We start from the raw sequence: 17280 nt of genomic DNA on the forward strand, positions 1-17280 counted from the left end.
ATCGACATCGACCAGTCGCCGATCGGCCGCACCCCGCGATCGAACCCTGCGACCTACACCGGCGCCTTCACCCCGATCCGCGAATGGTTCGCCGGCCTCCCCGAGGCGAAAGCGCGCGGCTATGAGCCCGGCCGGTTCTCGTTCAACGTCAAGGGCGGCCGTTGCGAAGCCTGCCAGGGCGACGGCGTCATCAAGATCGAGATGCACTTCCTCCCCGACGTCTACGTCACCTGCAACGCCTGCAAGGGCAAGCGCTACAACCGCGAGACGCTGGAGGTGCTGTTCAAGGGCAAGTCGATCGCCGACGTGCTCGACATGACCGTGGAAGAAGCCGCCGAGTTCTTCAAGGCGGTGCCGCGCGTGCGCGAAACCTTCAAGACGCTGCACCGCGTCGGGCTGGACTACATCCATGTCGGCCAGCAGGCCACCACGCTGTCCGGCGGTGAGGCGCAGCGCGTCAAACTGGCCAAGGAACTGAGCAAGCGCGCCACCGGCCGCACGTTGTACATTTTGGACGAACCGACCACCGGCCTGCACTTCCACGACGTCAAGAAACTGCTCGAGGTGCTGCACGAGCTGGTCGCCCAGGGCAACACCGTGGTGGTGATCGAGCACAATCTCGAAGTCATCAAGACCGCCGACTGGGTCATCGACCTCGGCCCCGAAGGCGGCGACGGCGGCGGCGAAATCGTCGCCTGGGGCCCCCCGGAGGACATCGTCAAGGCGCCGCGGAGCTACACGGGGAAGTTTCTGGGGCCGGTGCTGGCGAAGGCGGCGGGCGGGAAGCGGAGAAAGAGCGGGGCGAGCGAGGCGGCGGAGTAATACTTATCCCTGACGCGCGGCAAGGGCCGGACCGATCGCGATCCTTGTCAACAGGTCTGACATTCAGCACCTTTGACTCCGGTATAACGGACTGAACCATGGAAGTGCCTTCGCCCTGGCAATGCCGCAGCCGTGCCGGGCCATGGTACGAGGGCCAGTCGCACAGGTCCGAACAAACCTGCGTGACGAACGTTGATCTCGATATCAACATTCACGTGCGCCGGAGGCGAACAGTGACCGTCCGCGACAACCCTGCCCTTTCCCGCTTCGAGCTCGACGTCGAGGGCGGCATCGCGTTTGCGAATTACCGCCGCGCGCCGGGCACGGTCATCATCACCCACACCGAGACGCCGCGGGCGTTGCGCGGGCGCGGCATCGCGTCGGAGCTGGTGCAGGGCGCGCTGCATTTGATCCGCGCCGACGGCAACAAGGTTGTCGCCGGCTGCGGCTTTGTGGTGGATTATCTGCGCCAGCATCCGGAGTTTTCGGACCTTGCGCGGTAGCCGGCGTCTGAGGCGATATGCACCATCAACCTCGCGCTGTCTTGCGCGGGCTTGACCCGCATCCAACAACGGTCATTCCGGGGCGCGCTCTTTAGCGCGAGCCCGGAATCCATAACCACGGAGTCCATCGATTCCGGGCCTGCGCCCAAGAGGGCGCATCCCGGAATGACGGTTGTTGGATGCATCGATTGGCAGGCAGCCCTGCCATGGCGCGTAGCGCACCGCATCGTCGCTGCGAACGTGGCGCTGGATTGCTTCGCTGCGCTCGCAATGACGTGGAAGCCCTCACACGATCTTGATCGACATGTCCGGCAGGCCCTCGATCTTGCAGAGCAGCACGTCGCCCTTCACGACCGGGCCGACATTCTCCGGGGTGCCGGAATAGATGATGTCGCCGGCCTTGAGCTCGAACGCTTCGGACAGTTTGGCAACCTGCTCGGCGACGTTCCAGCTCATGTTGAGCAGGTTCGAACTCTGCTTCACCGCGCCGTTTACCGCGAGCGAAATCGCGCCCTTGCTGAAGTGCCCGGTTTTTGCGGCCGGGTGAATCGGGCCAAGCACCGCGGCATGATCGAAACTCTTGCCGATTTCCCAGGGCTTCTTCTCGTCGCCCATCGCGCGCTGCAAGTCGCGCCGGGTCATGTCGAGACCCACCGCGTAGCCATAGACGTGATCGAGCGCCTGCTCGACCGGAATATTGGTGCCGCCGGATTTCAGCGCCGCCACCAGTTCGACTTCGTAATGATAATTCCTGGTCAGCGACGGATAAGGATGATCGGCCACCGTGCCGATGGCGACGTTCTGAATCGCGTCGGTCGGCTTCTGGAAAAAGAACGGCGGCTCCCGGGTCGGATCCGAGCCCATCTCGCGGGAATGCGCCGCATAGTTGCGCCCGATGCAGTAGATGCGGCGGACCTGGAACACGTCGGTTTCGCCGACGATGGGAATGGTGATCGCGGCCACCGGAAACATCGGCTTCGGTCCCGCTTGTGCCGCGGCGGGCCGGCTCTGCGCGGCACCGGCGAGCGCCAGCGCGCCGGTGCCGAGAATGGTCCTGCGGTCGATGGTGTTCATGGGCGTTCTCCTTGGAGCGGTTGTTGTTGGAGCGTATCTAGACCGGCCGGCCGCGCCCGGCAATCCGGCCTTGGACTTAACCGCCGCAGAGCAAAAGGCCCGCACGAATGCGGGCCTTCGGATCGAATGACGGCCTCAGATCAATGCTTGATCTCCGGCGGCAGCTTGCCGCCATTGGCCGCAAGTTTTGTCATCACCTGCTTGTGCAGCCAGATGTTCATGCTCGCCGAGTCGTTGCTGTCGCCGGTGTAGCCGAGCTCCTTGGCCAGTTCCTTGCGCGCGGTGAAACTGGAGTCGATGTCGAGCGCCTTCATCAGATCGACGATCGAGGTGCGCCATTCCAGTTTTTCCCCCTTGGCGGCCACCGCCTTGTCCAGGATCGGCGCAACGTCGACGCTATGCGCCGGTGCGTTCGACGCAGCCGGCGATCCGCCGCCGGCCGCCGTGCCGCCTCCGGAGGAGGATGCGGCGGACGATCCGCCGGAGCCGCCTGTGGCAGGCGCGGCCGTAGCGCCTGGTGAGGCGGCATCGGCCTTGCTGCCGAAGATCGCGCCCATGATTTTTCCGAAAATGCTCATCGTATCGCTCCTTGTGAACTTGACGGCAGTTGAACGTCCCGCGTGGGACTTCGTTCAATTCCGACAACCCCCCATCGGATCGCCGTCGACCTTAGCCCGGGTGCAAGCCTGGCCTATGTAGCCCGCAGCTCCCCGCCCGGTTCGCCTTTCTCGGGCGGCAAATGACGGCCGCAGGACCCGGCGCATCACCCAACCGTGAGCAACGATTTCAAGGGATTGGCGTAGCATTGCGGTTCAGTTCGCGGCATGGCCTGTATGGTTTCCTTGTCTTCGCGTCTGGCTTGGATCGCGGTCCGTTTAATCAAGGCAAACACGCGCCTTCCATCGGCGCGATCAATTGCCGCAACGATCAAGGAGACCGTGACAATGGCCGCTCCATATCCCGTCAATGCCACCCCGCCGGCGCCCACGGCCGCACCGGTGATCCGAACCATCGAGCTGTCCGACCTCGGCGAGGCGTTGCGGCTCGGCTGGGAGGATTTCAAGGCGGTGCCGAGCCACGCCATCATCCTCTGCTTGATCTATCCCGTGTTGGGCCTGGTGCTGGCGCGAACGGTGCTGGGCTATGCGGTGCTGCCGTTGCTGTTTCCGCTGGCGGCCGGTTTTGCCCTGCTCGGCCCGTTCGCAGCCCTTGGCCTTTACGAATTGAGCTACCGGCGCGAACGCGGCGAAGAGGCGTCGGCGTGGCATGCGACCGAGGTGCTGCGTTCGCCCTCGTTCGGCGCCATGCTCGGGCTCGGCACGCTGCTGCTGGCGCTGTTCGTGATCTGGGTCGCCACCGCGCAGGCGATCTACGTCGCGGCGTTCGGTTATGAAGCCGCCGCCGGAATTCCGGATTTCGCCAGGCGCGTGCTGAGCACGCCGCAGGGGTGGTGGCTGATCGTGGTCGGCTGCGGCGTCGGCTTTCTGTTCGCATTGGTGGCGCTGTGCATCAGCGTGGTTTCGTTTCCCTTGATGCTGGATCGCCACGCCGGCGCCGCCGGCGCCATGGTGACATCGCTGCAGGCCGTAGCAGCCAACCCGGTGCCGATGGCGGCCTGGGGACTGATCGTGGCCGGGCTGCTGGTGATCGGCTCCCTGCCGTTCTTTCTCGGCCTTGCGATTGTGATCCCGCTGCTGGGCCACGCCACCTGGCACCTTTACCGCAAGGTGATCGAGCCGATTACGGTCTCGCACGCGCCGCCGCCGCTGGCAAAAGTGCCGCGCTACGCCGCGGACTTTCCGGTCTCGCTGTTTCAGTGGCGCCGCAAGGATAGCTGATCCCTTCGCACTTGGATGGCCGGCACGAGCCCAGAACGCGCTGCCCGGCCTTGTGCCGCGCATAAGGCAGGCCGCGCCGTCATGCCCGGCCTTGTGCCGGGCATCCACGTCTTTCTTTCCGATGTGGAGCAAAGACGTGGATGGCCGGGAAAAGTCCTACTGGATGCACACATCTCATCGTCATTGCCGGGCTTGACCTACCATACGCACACATCTCGCCGTCATTGCCGGGCTTGACCCGGCAATCCATCCCCTTCGAAATAACTTTTCCGAAGATGGATGGATAGGCGGGTCAAGCCCGCGTATGACGGGACGTGTGAATCCAATAGGGAACAAGCCCGGCCATGACGTTGAAGGCGCTGCCCGGCCCTTGCTCCGGCCATGACGCAGAACGCGCTGCCCGGCCGTTGCGCCCCACATGAGGTAGGCCGCGCCCCCTGACGCGTTCGGGGACGACGGCTTGCTTGTTGCGCCGCGGTTTGGCATTCAGGGCTCGATGTTCGATGCAGTCGTATTCGCGGGCGGCGGTAACCGCTGTTATTGGCAGGGCGGTTTCTACGAGGCCGCGGCGCCGCGACTGGGCCTCACCCCCAAGCTGGTGGTAGCGGCAAGCGCAGGCGCCTTTGCCGCCGCCTATTCGCTGCTCGGCATCGGCGCGCAAGTCCGCCAAAGCGTGTACGACGGCTGCGGCCCGCACCTGAAGAATTTCGATGTCGCGGCGTGGCGCCGCGGCGAGCCGCTCTGCCCGGTCGGGCCGCTGTACAACGAACTGCTGGCCCAAACCATCGACGACACCGCGCTGGCACGGCTCAACGCCATCACCGACCTGCGCATCGCAGTGACGCGGATGCCGCGCGGCGTGCCGCCACTCGCCGGCGCCATGCTGGGCATCGGCGCTTATCAGCTCGAAAAACGTTTTTTCCATCCCGTGCATCCGCGCTTCGGCCGCGCCCTTGGCTTCGTTGCGGAATTCGTGCCGGTGCGAACGCTCGGCAATGCGCGCGCCATGCACGAGGTGCTGATGGCGAGCAGCGGCGTGCCGCCTTTCATGCCGGTGACGTCGGTGAACGGGGCGCCGGCGTTCGACGGCGGACTGGTCGACAATGTGCCGGTCGAGCCGGTGGCATCGATCGAGGCGGCGGGCGGCCGCACGCTGGTATTGTTGACGCGGCTATACCGGAACATGCCCGGGATCGCCGGCCGCAGCTATGTGCAGCCGTCGCGCAAGATCGACCTGTCGCAGTTCGACATCACCAATCCGCGCGGCATCCGCGCCGCCTATGAACTGGGCGTCAAGGACGGCAGCGCGTTCGCCGCGTCGCTGGGGCATTAGTGTCTTTCCGCCCGCCGCATCCTTTCGCAACGGCTCCGCCGTGCGGGGATGGCGGCAATGCGTGGCAGCGAAGCCTTGTTTTGGCCGCGGTCTGCGACGAACATCGAAGGTCATGAAGTTCCTCGCTCTTTTCTTTCGCGCGCTGCTGGCAGGCACGGTTTCATTGGCGGCGGTTTCTGCTCATGCAGCACCCTGTGGCGGCAGCTTCGAGGCCTGGCTTGCCGATTTCAAAACCGAAGCCGCGGCCAAGGGCATTGCGCAGAGCGCGATCGCAACCGGACTGAGCGGCGTGGCGCCCGATCCAGGCGTGCTGTCCAGGGATCGCGGACAAAAGGTTTTCCAGCAGAGCTTTGAGGAATTTTCCGGCCGCATGATCCCGCCGCGGCTGTCGCGCGGCGCCAACATGCTCAAGCAATTCGGCTCGGTGCTCGGGCGCATCGAGCAGAGCTACGGCGTGCCTGGTGAAGTGCTGGTGGCGATCTGGGGGCTGGAAACCGACTACGGCGTCAATATCGGAAAATTCCCGACCCTGCGCGCGCTGGCGACGCTGGCATACGATTGCCGACGCGGCGAGCTGTTCCGCGCCGAATTGCTGGACGCGCTGCGCATCGTCGAGCGCGGCGATCTCACGCCCGCCGAGATGCGCGGCGCCTGGGCCGGAGAAATCGGCCAGACCCAGTTCATGCCGTCGTCCTATATCAAGTTCGCCGTGGATTTCGACGGCAACGGCCGCCGCGACCTGTTGCGCAGCGTGCCGGACGTGCTGGCCTCCACGGCGAATTATCTTTCCAGCTACGGCTGGCAGCGCGGCAAGGATTTCGAGCCCGGCAGCGCCAATTTCGCCGTGCTGCAGCAGTGGAACAAGAGCGACGTCTACGCCAGGACCATCGCCGCTTTCGCAAGCCAGTTGGCCCGGGCGCCGTGATCGAAAGGCGTCCTTGCGAGGAGCACTTGCGACGAAGCAATCCAGCCTGCAGCCCGCGCTGAATCGCGGATGAATTCGCGCGGGAAAAATGTGATCGACGCGCGGCGCAATGTCCTCATGCGTGCGGATCGATTTTGATTGCAGGCTCGTAAAGGAGCTAGTGCTGCGGAGCCGTTGCGCTGGTCGAACCCACGGCGTTGACAGTGAAGTTGACATCGAGCGGCCCAGCCTTTTCGAACTGCAGCGTCGCCTTCAGCATGCCGCCCTGCTTGAGCGCTTGTTTGAGGTCCATGAACATCAGGTGATAGCCGCCGGATTTCAATTCCACCGTCTCGCCCGGCTTGATCTCCAGTCCCTCCGGCACCGGCCGCATCCTCATCACGCCGCCGCTCATCGACATCTCGTGAATCTCGACATGATCGGCCGCGTCGGACGTGGCCTTGACGAAACGGTCGGCCGCAGCACCATTGTTGGTGACCTTGAGATATCCGCCCGCGATTTTCGCGCCGCCGGGCGTCGCCCGGGTCCAGGGGGAGGTCACGGTGAGATTGCCGAGCCTGAACGTCTGGCCGCCCGCCATGGCCGCCTGCCCGGTGTGATCCATCTGCATCTGGGCGGTAGTCATCGTTTCCGCGGCGCGCGCATCGAAATGGATCACGGTGAAACCGACCATGGTCACAGCCGCAGTCAGTAGCCGTCGTTTACAACCAAAAAATCGGGTCATGAATCCTCCAGATGGAGAGAGCGTTGCACACGGCCCCTGCGATGCGGAGGGCCGCTTTGGCATATGATCCGCAACGAGTCCATTTACTGTACAGTGCACCTACATTCGCCAGTGCGGCCAGCGCCGTAGAAACAATCGCAATTCTGCGGCCTTCATTTGATCAACAAAAGAACAGGTGTTCATCACTATCACCCATGCAAATTGCGCATAAAAGCGGGCGCCGTTGGCTGGCCTCCTCGGCTGGAACTCTCTGACGCTCCAAATATTACAACGACGCTGCGGCATTAGCCCCGCCCAGGCTTTACTGTACCGAATCGGTAAATTCCAGCCCGATTTAGCCCGGGTGGAACCAGAGCCGCCCCAATGCGCAGTCAAGGCGAAAGGTTAATCGTTCCTTACCAAAGCCATGCATATCGAGCTTAGCTGCATCGCAACACAGGAACTGCTGCACTGCGAGATGATATCCTATATTCATTGGAACGAAGAAGCTCTTCCAAGAGCTGAATCGCGAATACAAGGAGACTAGCCATGTTGCTCTCGCTCATCCGCATGATCCAGGCGTTTCGGGACTATCAGCGCAATGTCAGCGAACTGTCCCAGCTCAGCGATCGCGAACTGGCCGATATCGGCCTTGATCGGTCGGACATTCCGCGCGTTGCAGCCGGTTCCTACAAAGGCTGACACCTGCACCTGAGACGATTCGGATAACGCCCGCCTCGTTGCGGGCGTTGCCGATTCCGGCTTTAGGGCGGGCCGGTAAACGCGATTCCCCTCCGTCCGGAAACGCGCTACCTCTGCGCCATGACAGAACCCATTCATGTTATCGGCGCCGGGCTCGCCGGCTCCGAAGCCGCGTGGCAGGCAGCCAATGCCGGGCTCCCGGTCGTGCTGCACGAGATGCGCCCCCATCGGATGACCGAGGCGCATCGCACCGACGGCCTGGCCGAACTGGTGTGCTCCAATTCCTTCCGGTCCGACGACGCCGCCAATAATGCCGTTGGGCTGCTGCACGCCGAAATGCGCCGGCTGGGCTCGCTGATCATGCGCGCCGCCGATTGCAATCAGGTGCCGGCCGGAGGCGCGCTGGCGGTGGACCGCGACGGCTTTTCAGCCGCCGTCACCACGGCGCTGCACGATCATCCCGGAATAGAAATCCGCCGCGCTGAAATCGACGGCCTGCCGCCCGCGGACTGGGGCAACGTCATCATTGCAACCGGCCCCCTCACCTCGGCGCCGCTCGCCGATGCGATCCGCGACCTCTCCGGCGAGAATGCGCTGGCGTTTTTCGATGCCATCGCGCCGATCGTGCATAAGGATTCCATCGACATGTCGGTGGCGTGGTTTCAATCACGCTACGATAAGATCGGCCCCGGCGGCACCGGCGCCGACTACATCAATTGCCCGATGACCAGGCAGCAGTATGACGGCTTTGTCGATGCGCTGGTTGCCGGCGAGAAGACCGACTTCAAGGACTGGGAGACCGGCACGCCCTATTTCGACGGCTGCCTGCCGATCGAGGTGATGGCCGAGCGCGGCCGTGAGACGCTGCGTCACGGCCCGATGAAACCGGTGGGGCTCACCAATCCTCGCGATCCGGCGGTGAAGCCCTATGCCATCGTACAACTGCGCCAGGACAACAAGCTCGGCACGCTCTACAACATGGTCGGCTTCCAGACCAAACTGAAGTACGGGCCGCAGCAACAGATTTTCCGCACCATTCCTGGACTGGAGAACGCGGAATTCGCGCGGCTCGGCGGGCTGCATCGCAACACCTTTCTGAATTCGCCGAAGCTGCTCGACAGGCAATTGCGCTTGCGCGCGCAGCCGCGGCTGCGTTTCGCCGGGCAGATGACCGGCTGCGAGGGCTATGTCGAATCCGCCGGCATCGGCCTGATCGCCGGCCTCTATGCCGCCGCCGATTGCCGCTCGCAATCGCTTCGCTCCCCGCCCCCGACGACCGCGCTGGGCGCGCTGCTCGGCCACATCACCGGCGGCCATATCGAAACCATCGATGCCGGCCCCCGTTCATTCCAGCCGATGAACGTCAATTTCGGACTGTTTCCACCCCTGACCAGTGCTCCGGCCCGGAAGCCCGATGGCACGCGGCTGCGCGGCAACGAAAAGACCGTTGCAAAGAAGCAGGCGCTGAGCGCGAGAGCGCTGGCTGACCTCGATCGCTGGATCGCCGAAAACGTGCGCGTGCCGGCGGCGGCATAATCACCCCGGCCCCGGCACAATGCAGCGCTTCTTCAGCGCTGCTTCGCAGAACCGGGACCTATACTAGCACACTTTCATGCGCGGGGCTTGACCCGCGCATCCATCACTCTTCGGAAGACTCTTTTGGAGGATGGATTGCCGGATCAAGCCCGGCAATGACGCCGAGGGTGGGACCCCGGCGCACCGCGCCATGAGGAGCTAGGCGCTGCGTTGCGTTTGCGGCACTGGAGTTCGCGAGGCGCGCCATACGATCCATAACGTCTGCAATCGCGAGCGCGCCTGAGGCGCAAACAAGTTATTGTCCGCGCGCGACATCCGCTTCAAGTCGTGGCGCACCAGCGCAAGCGGCAGGAACAGCGGGCGAACCTCTGGCGGCACGCCCGCCAGCAACGCTAACGCGCTTTCCAGGTGTCCCCCGGCTTCGCCGATGAGTTGGTCCAGCGCCGCGCGCGACCGCGGCGTCTCCTTTCCGGCGAATATCTCCTCCATGCCACCGCCGTGGCTCTCCAGCAAATGCACCGGCACGAAAAGCTGCCGCCGCGCCGCATCGAGCGGCAGCGCCGTAATCACATGCACCATTCCCTGTGCAAGGCCCGCGTGGCGCGCGAGATGATCGCCTGCCCCGGATCCCATGATGCGTGCGCCGAGCGCGTACAAAGTGCACGACGTGGCGTCGAGATAGTCCTCCAGCGCGGCCATGCTCGGCATCGGGTCGTTGTAGAGATCGAACTGATGCGCATCGATCAGCCGCGACAGCGGCTCGACCGGCAGGCCGTATGTTCGGATCGCCAGCAGCAGTTCGGCGGCGACCGGGTTGCCTTCGATCCCGCCATGTCCCGACCCCGCGAGCATGTCGCTCCACCACTGCAGCCGGATTTCTCCCGGCAGCGGCTGGCTGACCTGCTCGCGCACCCGCGATATCTCGACGTGGAAGGCGTAGAGCGCCAGCAGGGCGCGGCGCCTGCCGGCGTCGATGAACAGCGTCGAGGCATAACGTTCGAAATCATGCGCCCGCACCTGCTCGGCGCAGAACGCCGCCGAATCCGCAAGCTCGGCACTCATGGCACCGCGATCAGCGCCGCGGCGACGCGCCGGCGCTCGCCGATCATGATGTTGTAGGTGCGGATTGCCGGTCCGGTCTGCATCGCATCGATCACCACGCCCGCCTTGCGCAGCCTGTCGCGCAGCGGCGACGGCGGCCGCCAGACATCGGTGCCGGTTCCGACGATCAACGTGTCGATGACGGCCGCATTCGCGATCACGCGCTGCAGCGAACCCTCGTCGATATCGTCGGGCCTGGCGACCGGCCAGGCCCAGATCGCATCCGGCAGGCACAGCAGCGAACCGCGATGCGACATGTCGGCGAAGGCAAATCCGCCGTTGCCGTAGGCCTCGATCGGCGCCGACCTCGGAAGATGCGGAGCGTCCGAGGAAGCCGGCATGGTCAGGGCTTCGACGGCTTTAGAGGTCGCTCCGGAGCGTCGGCGCGATGATCGCCGACGCCAAGATAGATCAGGATCGGCGCTGCGATGAAAATCGAGGTGTAGGTGCCGACCAGCACCACGCCGAACATCATCACCGCAGTGAAACTGTGGATGGCGTGGCCGCCGAACAACAGCAGCGCCAGCAGCGCCAGCGTTACGGTGACGTGGGTGATGATCGAGCGCGACAGCGTCGAATTGATGGATTCGTTGAGCAATTCGGGCATCGGCATTTTCTTGTACCGCCGCAGCATTTCCCGGATACGGTCGTAGATCACGACGGTATCGTTGAGCGAATAACCCAAGATGGTCAGCAACGCGGCGATGCTGGTGAGATCGAAATCGACCTGGCTGATCGACATGAAGCCGATGGTCAGCACGATATCGTGCACGTTGGCGATCATGGCGCCCAGCGCGAACTGCCATTCGAACCGGAACCAGAGATAGATCAGGATCGCGAAGATCGCCAGCATCAGGCCGAGCATGCCGTAGGCCAGCAGTTCGCTCGACACGCGCGGGCCGACCACCTCGACGCGACGGTAGTCGACGCTGTCGCCGAGCGCGCCGCGCACCTTCTGCACCGCAGCCTGCTGCGCGGCGTCGCCGCCGGGTTGTTCGGCAACCCGGATCAGCACGTCGGCGGGTCCGCCGAATTGCTGTAGCTGCACGTCGCCAAGTCCCAATCCGCCGAGCGTCGTGCGCATCGACGGGATGTCGGCGGTGCCGGATTTGGCCTGCACTTCGAGCAGCGTGCCGCCCTTGAAATCGATGCCGAAATTCAGTCCGTGGGTGAAGAACAGCGTGATGGCGACGATCGAGAGCAAAGCCGAAATCGGAAAGCTGATGCGCCGGAAGCGCGTAAAATCGAAATGCGTGTCGTCCGGCACGATGCGCAGCGACGGCAGCAGGCCGAGCACCTCGACGACGGTCAGGACGACAATGAGGATGCCGAGGCCGATGAGAACGAAATGGGTCAAAGCCGGGTCCGCCTTCTCAAATCGGCACGCGTTGCGGCCGCTTCCACCTTACCCAGCCCGCGACAATCAGCCGGGTCAGCGTGAACGCGGTGAAAACCGTGGTGATGATGCCGATGCCGAGCGTCACGGCGAAACCGCGCACCGGGCCGGTGCCGATATAGAACAGCACCGCGGCGGCGATGAAGGTGGTGATGTTGGAATCGAGAATCGTCGACAATGCGCGCTTGAAGCCGGCGTCGATCGCGGAAATCGCGGTGCGGCCGCCGCGCAGTTCCTCGCGGATACGCTCGTAGATCAGCACGTTGGAATCCACCGCGATGCCGACCGTCAGCACGATGCCGGCGATGCCGGGCAGCGTCAGCGTCGCATTCAGCAGCGACAGCACGCCGAAGATCATGGCGACGTTGATGGCGACCGCGATGTTGGCGAACACCCCGAACAGCCGGTAGGTCAGCAGCATGAACACGATGACCATGATCGAACCGACGTAAGCGGCCAGTTCGCCCTTCTCGATCGAGTCCTGACCCAGGCCGGGGCCGACGGTGCGCTCCTCGATGATGGTCAGCGGTGCCGGCAGCGCGCCGGCGCGCAGCAGGATCGCGAGATCGTTGGCCGCCTGCACCGTAAAGCTGCCGGAAATCTGGCCGGAGCCGCCGGTGATGGGTTCGCGAATCACCGGCGCGGAAATCACCTCGTTGTCGAGCACGATCGCAAACGGCTGGCCGACGTTCTCGGAAGTCGCCTGCGCGAACTTGCGCGAGCCCGAGGTGTTGAAGCGAAAGCTGACGATCGGCTCGTTCGAGCGTTGATCGAACCCCGGCTGCGCATCGGTGAGATCGCCGCCCGATACCAGCACCTGCTTCTTGATGACATAGGGCGTTTTCGGGGCCTGCGCGCTCATCAGTATTTCGGAATCCGGCGGCACCCTGCCCGCAACAGCCTGATCCGGCGGCACGGTTTGGTCGACCATGCGGAAGTCAAGCTTGGCGGTCTTGCCGAGCAACTCCTTCAGCCGGGTCGGGTCCTGCAAGCCCGGCACCTGCACCAGAATCCGGTCGGTGCCCTGGCGCTGGATCAGCGGTTCGACGGTGCCGAGTTCGTTGACGCGGCGCTCGACGATCTGGATCGATTGCTCGACCGACTGCCTGACGCGGTCGGTGATCGCCGCTTGCGGCACGGTCAGCCGGATCAGTCCGCCGCCGGCGTCGCCGACTTCAAGGCTGCGCTGGCCGCTGGAGCCGAGCAAGCCGCCGAGCGGCTGCGACAGCTCGCGCAGCTTGCCGAGCGCGTTCTGCAGGTCGGTATCCTTGACGCGCACCTCGACGTTATCGGGCTTTGCCGTGAGGCCGGTATAGCCGATCTTGGCGTCGCGCAGCGTGCGGCGGACGTCGTCGCGTACCTGGTCGAGCTTGTCTTTCTTGACCGAGCTGGAATCGACCTCGAGCAGGATGTGCGAACCGCCCTGCAGGTCGAGTCCGAGCACCAGATGTCGCTGCGCCCATTTCGGCCAGGTCTTCACTTTGGCTTCGGAAAAGAAATTCGGAACGGCGCACAGGCACACCACCAGCGCCGTCAGGATAATCGCCAGCGCCTTCCACCGCGTGAAATACAACATCGAGTTGACCCGTCAGATCGAATGAGATTGCGGCGCGTTGAAGCGCTAGCTTGCGGACGTTTCGTCCCTGGCTGTTTCAGCCTTTTCCTTCGCCGGCTCGCCCTTGGCGCGCACGCCCGAAATCATCTGCCGCATCTGCCGCACCCTGACCCCGTCCGAGATCTCGAATTCGATCTGGTCGTCGTCCACCACTTTCGTCACCTTGCCGACGAGGCCGCCTGACGTCACGACCGTGTCGCCGCGGCGGATGTTCTTCACCAGGTCGGCGTGGTCCTTCACCTTTTTCTGCTGCGGACGCAGAATCAGGAAATACATGATGACAAAGATCAGCGCGAAGGGCAGCAGCGACATCAACATGGAGTTGGTGTCGCCGGCGGCCGCAGCCTGGGCATACGCAGGGGTAATCAGCATTCGGACGATCCTCGTGAAACAGGAATGAACCGGCGGCGCACGGCATCTGGCCGGTCCGGGCAAATTCGCGCGGACTATAGCGGCCGCGGTCCCAATTGCAACGCCGCCATTCCCGCGATTTGCACTTGAATTGCGCGGCTTGCGGCCTCCTTCAAGGGCCGATATGGGTGCATGGTCAGGAACTCAGAGCATGTCAAAAAAGCCCAGCAAAACCGGCATCCGCGCGGCCTCGAAGGCCGCGTTGCCGAAACCGGCGAACGCCGCGACAAAACGCCCGCGGCCGCCGTCCGAACATGACACGCAGGACAGAATCGCGCGCGCGCTGGAAGCGATCGCGGCGGGGCTTTCGGCCGCATCGCCAGAGGCCTCGAATGCCGATGTGCTGGCGAGCGCCGATGCCTTCATCTGGCACCCCGATGGGCGGCTCGCGCCCGTCGCTCGCGTCAATCGCGTCGATCTCGGCCTGCTCAAGGGCATCGACCGCATGCGCGGCATCCTGATCGAGAACACCGAACGCTTCGCCAATGGATTGCCGGCCAATAATGCGCTGCTGTGGGGCGCGCGCGGCATGGGCAAATCGTCGCTGGTCAAGGCCGCGCACGCCAGCGTCAATGTCGAACGCAAGCCGGCCGACCGGCTGAAGCTGATCGAGATTCACCGCGAGGATATCGAGACGCTGCCGGCGCTGATGACGCTGCTGCGCGCCGCGCCGTTCCACTTCGTCGTGTTCTGCGACGATCTGTCGTTCGACGGCAACGACGCATCCTACAAATCGCTGAAGGCGGTGCTGGAAGGCGGCATCGAGGGCCGGCCGGACAACGTGATCCTGTACGCGACGTCGAACCGCCGGCATCTGCTTCCGCGCGACATGATGGAGAACGAACGCTCCACCGCCATCAATCCCGGCGAAGCGGTCGAGGAAAAGGTGTCGCTGTCCGACCGCTTCGGGTTATGGCTCGGCTTCCACCGCTGCAGCCAGGACGAATACCTCGCAATGGTGAAGGGCTATTGCGCCCATTTCGCAATCAAGCTCGAGGAAGCAGAGCTTGAGCGCGAAGCGCTGGAATGGTCGACCACCCGCGGCTCGCGTTCGGGGCGCGTCGCCTGGCAGTTCACGCAGGAACTGGCGGGACGACTGGGGGTAAGGCTCAGGGGCATGTAAGCGGCAATCTCTCCGCATCGTCCCCGCGGAGGCGCGGACCCGGCCGCGAACTCTCATGTTGCTTCAGCATTGCCGTTGGCGAACGGGATCAGCACCAGCCCCAGCACCGCCACGCCCGCCAGCAGCGCCCACGCTTCATTGACGCTCGCTGCAAGCGCAGCCTGCTCGATCAGTGGACCGGCGGAGGATAGATCGGCCGGAAGCCGGTCGAGCCCGATTCCTTGCGCGGCGGCGAGGTCGCCGGCGATCAGGCGCTGGCGGATGGCTTCGGCATGCCCGCCGGTGCGGCCGTAGAGCACGGTATCGATCAGCGCGATGCCGACCGCGCCGCCGAGGTTTCGCATCATGTTGAACAGGCCGCTGGCGTCCGGCACCTGCTTGTGCGGCAGCGTTTCCAGCGCGAGCCTGGTCGGCGGCAGCAGGCAGAACATCGCGGCGAAACCGCGCAGAACCTGGGGCCAGAACATCTCGTCGAAATCGGCGGTGCGGCTTTCGAACGCGCTCCAGCCCGATCCGAGCGCGAACAGGGCAAAGCCGAACGCCGACAGCAAACGCGGATCCAGCCTGCTTTCCAGCGCGCCGGCGATCGGCGCGGCGATCAGTTGCGCCGCGCCGGTGACCAGCATGATCGAGCCGATCTGGAGCGCGTCATGCTGCCGGACGTAAGCGAGGAATACCGGTATCAAATACACCGCGCCGAACAATCCGACGCCGAGGCAGAAGCTGAGCGCGCAACCGACCGAAAACAAGCGCACCTTGAACAGCGCGATCTCGACCACCCGCTGCACCGCCTTGCGGGTCCGGATGGCAAAGAGGACGGCCGAGCCAATACAGAGCGCAAACAGGCCGAAGCACTGGACGGAGAACCAGCCGTAATGCGGGGCCTGCTTCAGGCCGATCTCCAGGCTTGCCAATGATCCCGCCATCAGCGCCAGAGAAACCGCATCCAGATTCCTCAACTGGTTCAGACGCGACCTGCCGCGCGGCAGCAGGAACGGCGTTGCGAGGGCCGCAATGACGCCGGGGATGACGTTGACCAGAAACAGCCACGGCCAGGAATAGTAATGCGTGATCCAGCCGCCGACCACCGGTCCGACCGTCGGCGCCAGCACCGCGACAATGCCGGCCATGGTGCCGGCGACCGGATGCTGGCGCGCCGGAAATAACAGGAAGATGCCGGTGAACACCGCGGGGATCAGCGTTCCTCCCGCAAAACCCTGAAAAATGCGGAAGGTGATGAGCGAGACGAAATTGCCGCTGAAGGCGCAGCCGACCGACGTCAGCGTGAAGACGAAGATGGCAATCACGAATAGCCACCGCAGCGTCAGCGCGCGCGTGAGCCATCCCGTCAACGGAATGGCGATCACCTCCGCGATCAGATAAGCCGTCTGAATCCAGCTCATCGCGTCCGGCGATATATTCAACGCGTGCTGGATCGTCGGCAGCGAAGTTGCAACCACCTGGATGTCCAGAATCGCCATGAACATGCCGAGGCACATCAGGACGAAGCCGAACCAGGTGGCTATTCTTGCCTGCGTGGTCCGCCAGATCGGCATCGCGCTGCTAGGCACGGATTTCGGCATGTCTGGGATCGCAGGGACCGTGCAATGGGAATGATGAAGCGATAACCAGCGATGAGGCTGTGAGACAATCGATCAACGCATGGCAGCACGAAATAGCCGACCGGCGTGCAGATGTACACTGCCAGGACCGGGCGCGCCACGACTTGGCGCTTCACGACCTGGCGCGTCATGGCCGGCTTGTCCTTGCGAGATTCACACATCTCGTCATACACGGGCTCGACCTCACGTATCCATCCGTCTTCGCAAGAGTCGTTTCGAAGCGATGGATTGCCGGGTCGAGCCCTACTGGATGCACACATCTTATCGTCATTGCCGGGCTCGACCCGGCAATCCACGTTTTTGCTCCATATCAGAAAGAAAGACGTAGATGCCCGGCACAAGGCTGGGCATGACGGCGCGGTGGTGTCGCAGCGCTGCGTAGCGCCGCGTCGCGCCGGGACACGAGAGGTCGTCATTGCCGGGCTTGACCCGGCAATCCATCCTGCTTCGCAAAAGCCTTTTGCCAAGAGCGATGGATACGCGGGTCAAGCCCGCGGTTGACGCGGCGTGTGTTGCGGCGTCTTGCAATATCGCGCTCCACGGGGCGCGTTCCCCGGACGCAGCGCAGCGCGCAGC

Annotated in this window: 19 protein-coding genes; 8 read left to right on the forward strand and 11 right to left on the reverse strand. The window is 64.1% G+C overall.

What is annotated here, in order from left to right; translation table 11 throughout:
* A partial coding sequence (locus tag ACFE72_RS22830; RefSeq protein WP_375415401.1) for an ATP-binding cassette domain-containing protein occupies positions 1-822 on the forward strand: 822 nt, incomplete at its 5' end.
* Between the two features lie 233 nt (positions 823-1055).
* On the forward strand, positions 1056-1325 hold the full coding sequence (locus ACFE72_RS22835; RefSeq protein ID WP_375415402.1) for a GNAT family N-acetyltransferase: 270 nt from the start codon (positions 1056-1058) through the stop codon (positions 1323-1325).
* A 285-nt stretch (positions 1326-1610) separates the two neighbouring features.
* On the opposite strand, the gene ACFE72_RS22840 is transcribed toward ACFE72_RS22835, so the two are convergent.
* The 3 genes from ACFE72_RS22840 to ACFE72_RS22850 form a co-directional block, all read right to left on the reverse strand.
* Positions 1611-2399: a fumarylacetoacetate hydrolase family protein gene (locus ACFE72_RS22840; protein WP_375415403.1), complete on the reverse strand. Its 789-nt coding sequence runs from the start codon at positions 2397-2399 to the stop codon at positions 1611-1613.
* 140 nt (positions 2400-2539) lie between these two features.
* Positions 2540-2977, reverse strand: coding sequence for a DUF3597 domain-containing protein (locus ACFE72_RS22845; protein ID WP_375415404.1), 438 nt, complete (start codon positions 2975-2977; stop codon positions 2540-2542).
* A 185-nt stretch (positions 2978-3162) separates the two neighbouring features.
* The gene (locus ACFE72_RS22850; protein WP_375415418.1) at positions 3163-3411 is read right to left on the reverse strand and encodes a hypothetical protein; all 249 of its coding nucleotides are present in this window, start codon (positions 3409-3411) and stop codon (positions 3163-3165) included.
* Here ACFE72_RS22850 and ACFE72_RS22855 point away from each other — a divergent pair.
* The 3 genes from ACFE72_RS22855 to ACFE72_RS22865 all read left to right on the forward strand — a co-directional run bounded on the left by ACFE72_RS22855 (position 3344) and on the right by ACFE72_RS22865 (position 6495).
* On the forward strand, positions 3344-4237 hold the full coding sequence (locus ACFE72_RS22855) for a DUF2189 domain-containing protein (RefSeq protein ID WP_375415405.1): 894 nt from the start codon (positions 3344-3346) through the stop codon (positions 4235-4237). The two genes, ACFE72_RS22850 and ACFE72_RS22855, sit on opposite strands and share 68 nt — an antisense overlap.
* Before the next feature lie 496 nt (positions 4238-4733).
* Positions 4734-5570, forward strand: a complete 837-nt coding sequence (locus ACFE72_RS22860; RefSeq protein WP_375415406.1) for a patatin-like phospholipase family protein — start codon at positions 4734-4736, stop codon at positions 5568-5570.
* 112 nt (positions 5571-5682) lie between these two features.
* Positions 5683-6495, forward strand: coding sequence for a lytic transglycosylase domain-containing protein (locus tag ACFE72_RS22865; protein WP_375415407.1), 813 nt, complete (start codon positions 5683-5685; stop codon positions 6493-6495).
* Between the two features lie 157 nt (positions 6496-6652).
* Here the strand turns inward: ACFE72_RS22865 and ACFE72_RS22870 are convergent, their stop codons facing one another.
* Positions 6653-7219 (reverse strand): copper chaperone PCu(A)C, encoded by a 567-nt coding sequence (locus ACFE72_RS22870; RefSeq protein ID WP_375415408.1) that lies wholly within the window; start codon positions 7217-7219, stop codon positions 6653-6655.
* A 528-nt stretch (positions 7220-7747) separates the two neighbouring features.
* Here ACFE72_RS22870 and ACFE72_RS22875 point away from each other — a divergent pair.
* The gene (locus ACFE72_RS22875) at positions 7748-7900 is read left to right on the forward strand and encodes a DUF1127 domain-containing protein (RefSeq protein ID WP_327567810.1); all 153 of its coding nucleotides are present in this window, start codon (positions 7748-7750) and stop codon (positions 7898-7900) included.
* A gap of 120 nt (positions 7901-8020) precedes the next feature.
* Positions 8021-9436 (forward strand): methylenetetrahydrofolate--tRNA-(uracil(54)-C(5))-methyltransferase (FADH(2)-oxidizing) TrmFO, encoded by a 1416-nt coding sequence (trmFO, locus tag ACFE72_RS22880; RefSeq protein ID WP_375415409.1) that lies wholly within the window; start codon positions 8021-8023, stop codon positions 9434-9436.
* A 198-nt stretch (positions 9437-9634) separates the two neighbouring features.
* Here the strand turns inward: trmFO and ACFE72_RS22885 are convergent, their stop codons facing one another.
* Genes ACFE72_RS22885 through yajC form a run of 5 tightly spaced genes read right to left on the reverse strand, consistent with a single transcriptional unit; the run spans position 9635 to position 13920 of the window.
* Positions 9635-10498 (reverse strand): phytoene/squalene synthase family protein, encoded by an 864-nt coding sequence (locus tag ACFE72_RS22885; protein WP_375415410.1) that lies wholly within the window; start codon positions 10496-10498, stop codon positions 9635-9637.
* Positions 10495-10878, reverse strand: a complete 384-nt coding sequence (locus ACFE72_RS22890) for an Mth938-like domain-containing protein (protein WP_375415411.1) — start codon at positions 10876-10878, stop codon at positions 10495-10497. Before ACFE72_RS22890 ends, ACFE72_RS22885 begins: the two co-directional genes overlap by 4 nt.
* 2 nt (positions 10879-10880) lie before the next feature.
* Positions 10881-11894 carry a protein translocase subunit SecF gene (gene secF, locus ACFE72_RS22895; RefSeq protein ID WP_375415412.1) on the reverse strand — a complete coding sequence of 338 codons (1014 nt, stop codon included), beginning with the start codon at positions 11892-11894 and terminating at the stop codon, positions 10881-10883.
* Between the two features lie 16 nt (positions 11895-11910).
* Positions 11911-13509, reverse strand: coding sequence for a protein translocase subunit SecD (gene secD, locus ACFE72_RS22900; RefSeq protein WP_375415413.1), 1599 nt, complete (start codon positions 13507-13509; stop codon positions 11911-11913).
* Positions 13510-13554: 45 nt separating this feature from the next.
* Positions 13555-13920 (reverse strand): preprotein translocase subunit YajC, encoded by a 366-nt coding sequence (gene yajC, locus ACFE72_RS22905; protein WP_375415414.1) that lies wholly within the window; start codon positions 13918-13920, stop codon positions 13555-13557.
* 190 nt (positions 13921-14110) lie between these two features.
* Here yajC and ACFE72_RS22910 point away from each other — a divergent pair, with 190 nt between their 5' ends.
* Positions 14111-15082 carry an ATP-binding protein gene (locus ACFE72_RS22910; RefSeq protein ID WP_375415415.1) on the forward strand — a complete coding sequence of 324 codons (972 nt, stop codon included), beginning with the start codon at positions 14111-14113 and terminating at the stop codon, positions 15080-15082.
* A gap of 53 nt (positions 15083-15135) precedes the next feature.
* Here ACFE72_RS22910 and ACFE72_RS22915 read toward each other — a convergent pair whose 3' ends face one another.
* Both ACFE72_RS22915 and ACFE72_RS22920 read right to left on the reverse strand, forming a co-directional pair.
* A complete protein-coding gene (locus tag ACFE72_RS22915) occupies positions 15136-16581 on the reverse strand; it encodes a DHA2 family efflux MFS transporter permease subunit (protein WP_375415417.1) in 1446 nt (481 codons plus the stop codon).
* A 390-nt stretch (positions 16582-16971) separates the two neighbouring features.
* The coding region (locus ACFE72_RS22920; protein ID WP_375415416.1) for a hypothetical protein at positions 16972-17280 on the reverse strand (309 nt) is incomplete at its 5' end.

It is taken from the genome of uncultured Bradyrhizobium sp. (assembly GCF_964252615.1).
In the GTDB taxonomy this organism is placed as follows: domain Bacteria; phylum Pseudomonadota; class Alphaproteobacteria; order Rhizobiales; family Xanthobacteraceae; genus Bradyrhizobium.

Coding starts and splice junctions, on each gene's coding strand:
- ACFE72_RS22865 (WP_375415407.1), top strand. CDS start 5,683: ATGAAGTTCCTCGCTCTTTTCTTTCGCGCGCTGCTGGCAGGCACGGTT.
- ACFE72_RS22910 (WP_375415415.1), top strand. CDS start 14,111: ATGTCAAAAAAGCCCAGCAAAACCGGCATCCGCGCGGCCTCGAAGGCC.
- ACFE72_RS22850 (WP_375415418.1), bottom strand. CDS start 3,411: ATGGTTCGGATCACCGGTGCGGCCGTGGGCGCCGGCGGGGTGGCATTG.
- ACFE72_RS22890 (WP_375415411.1), bottom strand. CDS start 10,878: ATGCCGGCTTCCTCGGACGCTCCGCATCTTCCGAGGTCGGCGCCGATC.
- ACFE72_RS22885 (WP_375415410.1), bottom strand. CDS start 10,498: ATGAGTGCCGAGCTTGCGGATTCGGCGGCGTTCTGCGCCGAGCAGGTG.
- ACFE72_RS22845 (WP_375415404.1), bottom strand. CDS start 2,977: ATGAGCATTTTCGGAAAAATCATGGGCGCGATCTTCGGCAGCAAGGCC.
- ACFE72_RS22915 (WP_375415417.1), bottom strand. CDS start 16,581: ATGTGCCTCGGCATGTTCATGGCGATTCTGGACATCCAGGTGGTTGCA.
- ACFE72_RS22870 (WP_375415408.1), bottom strand. CDS start 7,219: ATGACCCGATTTTTTGGTTGTAAACGACGGCTACTGACTGCGGCTGTG.
- ACFE72_RS22840 (WP_375415403.1), bottom strand. CDS start 2,399: ATGAACACCATCGACCGCAGGACCATTCTCGGCACCGGCGCGCTGGCG.
- ACFE72_RS22855 (WP_375415405.1), top strand. CDS start 3,344: ATGGCCGCTCCATATCCCGTCAATGCCACCCCGCCGGCGCCCACGGCC.
- ACFE72_RS22860 (WP_375415406.1), top strand. CDS start 4,734: ATGTTCGATGCAGTCGTATTCGCGGGCGGCGGTAACCGCTGTTATTGG.
- ACFE72_RS22875 (WP_327567810.1), top strand. CDS start 7,748: ATGTTGCTCTCGCTCATCCGCATGATCCAGGCGTTTCGGGACTATCAG.
- yajC (WP_375415414.1), bottom strand. CDS start 13,920: ATGCTGATTACCCCTGCGTATGCCCAGGCTGCGGCCGCCGGCGACACC.
- secD (WP_375415413.1), bottom strand. CDS start 13,509: ATGTTGTATTTCACGCGGTGGAAGGCGCTGGCGATTATCCTGACGGCG.
- trmFO (WP_375415409.1), top strand. CDS start 8,021: ATGACAGAACCCATTCATGTTATCGGCGCCGGGCTCGCCGGCTCCGAA.